Origin of the sequence: Microvirga tunisiensis (assembly GCF_009296175.1) — a bacterium.
Lineage (GTDB): Bacteria > Pseudomonadota > Alphaproteobacteria > Rhizobiales > Beijerinckiaceae > Microvirga > Microvirga tunisiensis.
This window is the reverse complement of sequence record NZ_VOSK01000538.1, coordinates 1-3019: the sequence shown is the minus strand read 5'-3', so window position 1 is coordinate 3019 and position 3019 is coordinate 1. Positions and strand designations below refer to the sequence as shown.

General features: G+C 62.2%; 4 protein-coding genes. 2 read left to right on the top strand and 2 right to left on the bottom strand.

The features are described 5' to 3' along the window. Positions 1–61: 61 nt before the first annotated feature. Complete coding sequence (locus tag FS320_RS45640) at positions 62–460, bottom strand: hypothetical protein (RefSeq protein WP_153885401.1); 399 nt, start codon at positions 458–460, stop codon at positions 62–64. A gap of 264 nt (positions 461–724) precedes the next feature. Further along, entirely contained in the window at positions 725–1282 is a 558-nt protein-coding gene (locus FS320_RS40845; RefSeq protein ID WP_152718249.1) for a fasciclin domain-containing protein, read from the bottom strand. Between the two features lie 232 nt (positions 1283–1514). Here FS320_RS40845 and FS320_RS40840 point away from each other — a divergent pair, with 232 nt between their 5' ends. After that, on the top strand, positions 1515–2081 hold the full coding sequence (locus FS320_RS40840; protein ID WP_338105686.1) for a sigma-70 family RNA polymerase sigma factor: 567 nt from the start codon (positions 1515–1517) through the stop codon (positions 2079–2081). Continuing rightward, entirely contained in the window at positions 2078–2821 is a 744-nt protein-coding gene (locus FS320_RS40835; protein ID WP_152718247.1) for an anti-sigma factor, read from the top strand. Before FS320_RS40840 ends, FS320_RS40835 begins: the two co-directional genes overlap by 4 nt. Positions 2822–3019 lie beyond the last annotated feature (198 nt).

Here is a 3019-nt window from a genome sequence, read left to right as displayed (position 1 = left end):
GCGGCGCACGCATCACCTGGATGTTCACGACCGAAAAGGCCCGGGCCAAAATGAGCCGCGCCTATCCTAAACTCGCCCCTCTCGAGCCACTCGCCAAAGGGTCATAATCACTGTGCCGAGGATCTAGTTCAATGAAGCCGTCGCGGTCATCGTCTTGGGCAAGCGTCGGAACCTTCGCGTCGCGCCCATCCTCAAAGCCGTGGATATGCTGCACATGCACCTGACCGGCTTCAGCGCCGCGTGCTGCGGTGATGACCGTCAGCTCGTTGCCCCGCTGGAGCAGCAGGGCTCCTCCTTCAGCCTCCGAGTTGTTCAACTCATTCAGGTCTGCGAAGAAAGCCCGATTCGCCCCTTGGAAAGCTTGGAGAGCGGCTGTGAGGTTGGCGTTGTTGAGCTCTGTCGAACTGCGGACTCCAATCGGAACGCTGCTGCCGTTCCCGATATGCATATGATCGGCCATCGACGACTCCTATGATTGTCGCGGTGAGGCCAAGGCAGCATCAGCACCTGAACGCAAAACCGGCAGGAAGCATCCACCCTGGTCTGACTGCTACACGCCAGCTCCGCCAACGGATGCACGAGCGACGAATATTTTTAGGTGGGCGGCCTTGGCTGCCATCACAGAGACGCGAGGCACCAGCGCGGAACCTCCTGATAGGGAATTCCGAGACGAGGCCTACCCGACCGAGCGGCGCGCCTTGCCCAGGCGCGCCGCTCTGGCTCCTTATGGCATGACGACGGTGTCGATCACGTGAATGACGCCGTTGGATTGCATCACGTCTGCTGTCGTGATCCGCGCCTCGTTGCCCTTCATGTCGCTCACGAACAAGGCTTTGCCGCTTTGCCCCGGCATCAAGGTCAGGGTCTCGCCCTGCACGGTCTTCAGCTGTGTCTGGCCCCTTCCCTGCTTGATCAAAGCCATCAGGTCCCGTGCTGTGTACCGCCCGGGAACCACGTGGTAGGTGAGGATCGCAGAGAGCTTCTCCTTGCTGGCCGGTTGAACCAGCGTCTCGACAGTGCCGGCTGGGAGCTTTGCGAACGCCTGATTGGTGGGAGCAAACACGGTGAACGGACCCGCGGTCTGCAATGTATCCACAAGGCCTGCAGCCTTGACGGCGGCGACAAGGGTTGTGTGATCCTTCGAGTTCACCGCGTTTTGGACGATGTTCTTCGTCGGGTACATCGGAGCGCCGCCGACGGTCTTGACGCCCTGCGCCCAAGCAGGGGCTGCGCATAGAACAGCAGCAAAACCAACAGCGATATGGCATCGGGAGAATGGCATCGGGACCTCCGTTTGTGGACCGTGCGGGAGCACGGGTTTGGGGCATTCAGCCCCTGACGCGCTGGATACCCGCCACCCCAACAAATGGATGCAACTCCGGGGTTAAAATCTTTGCTGTGGCGCAGTACAGTGGCGATAAGTCGGGATGGGCAGCAGCCAAATGGGTTGAGGCTTGCATCCATCGACCCCTTGTCGGTGTAATCCACCTGGAACCCATGGTTGGAGGCCCTACGTGACGGCAGTGCTCGGGCAGGAGCCTTCCTCTGCTCCCGATTTGCAGGATGCCTTACGGCGGGTCGCGCGCGGTGATCGCCTGGCCGTCCGTGTGATCTACGATGCGGAAGCGCCCCGGATGTTGGGCGTCGCCATGCGCCTCCTGCGCCGCCGAGCGCTGGCGGAGGAGGCCGTACACGACACCTTTGTGCAGATTTGGCTGAAGGCGGCGAGCTTTGACCCTTCGCGGGGCCAAGCCCGTACGTGGCTCTACGCCATCCTGCGCAACCGGGCACTCAACATTCTGCGGGATGAAAGCCGCACGGACCTTGTGGATGATTTCGGGCCTATGGACCTGAAAGCCCCCGGCGACGATGCCGAGACAACTGTGATGCGCCTGTCGGATTCCGGCGCTTTGAAGCGCTGCCTCGAGCGCCTCGACCCGGTCAGGCGCCGGGCCATCCTGTTGGCTTATGTCGAAGGATTGAGCCACGGCGAACTGGCCGGCCGCCTTGGCGTGCCTCTTGGGACGGCAAAGTCCTGGATCCGCCGTGCGCTCCTCGTGCTGAAGGAGTGCATGGCATGAGCACCGGTATCACTCCTGACCGCGACCGGCTGGCCGCCGAATACGTCTTAGGGGTTCTGGAGGGCGAGGAGCGCCGCGAAGCCGAGCGGCTGGCCGAGAACGACCGGGAGTTCCAAGTGGCGGTGGCACAGTGGCAGGCACGCTTGGCTGAAGTTGACGAGACAGCATCGCCCGAGCCGGCTTCTGAGGCCCTATGGCAGAGCATAGCGGCCGATCTTGGGGAGCAAGCCTCACCTGAACCAACCCAAGCCTCCGCGCCTGCCGCGGTTCCAGGCCCGCACACGGCTGTTCTTGCGCTCTGGCGCAGCTTGCGGTTCTGGCGTGGAGCCGGGCTTGTTGGAGCTTTCGCATCTCTCCTCCTGGCCTTAGGCGTTGGGATGCTGGCAACCCGGGCAGTTCGCGAGCCCGTGCTCATTGCCGTGCTGCTAACCAATGAGAACCGTCCCGCTGCCGTCGTCAACGCCTTTGCCGATGGAACTGCGGAGCTCATCCCGCTGGAGGGCCTGGAAATCCCACCCGGGCGGGCGCTTGAGGTGTGGGCCATCCCTGGAGCCAACCAGAGCCCCATCTCCGTGGGTGTCGTGAGCCAACGTCGCTCTTTGAGACTGAATTTGGACCGGGTTCCTGGACTGCGCCCGGATCAAGTGATTGCGATTTCGGTCGAGCCGCCGCAGGGATCGCCGACCGGACAACCGACCGGCCCGGTCATCATCAAAGGCAATACCAGCACTGCACTCTGACCGAGAGACTGACGGCGCTGTTGCCTCCTCAGCGTCAAGTTGACAATACCGGCCGGAATGTCATGGCACCGCGCATTGCATCGCCTGAATTGCTCCCTGATTTTGGATCGTTGCCTCATCTGATTTGCTCCCGAGCTCTGGCGAGCTGCGGGGGCGATGATGAGGCAGGTGAGCATGACAACACGCAATGAGCTGATC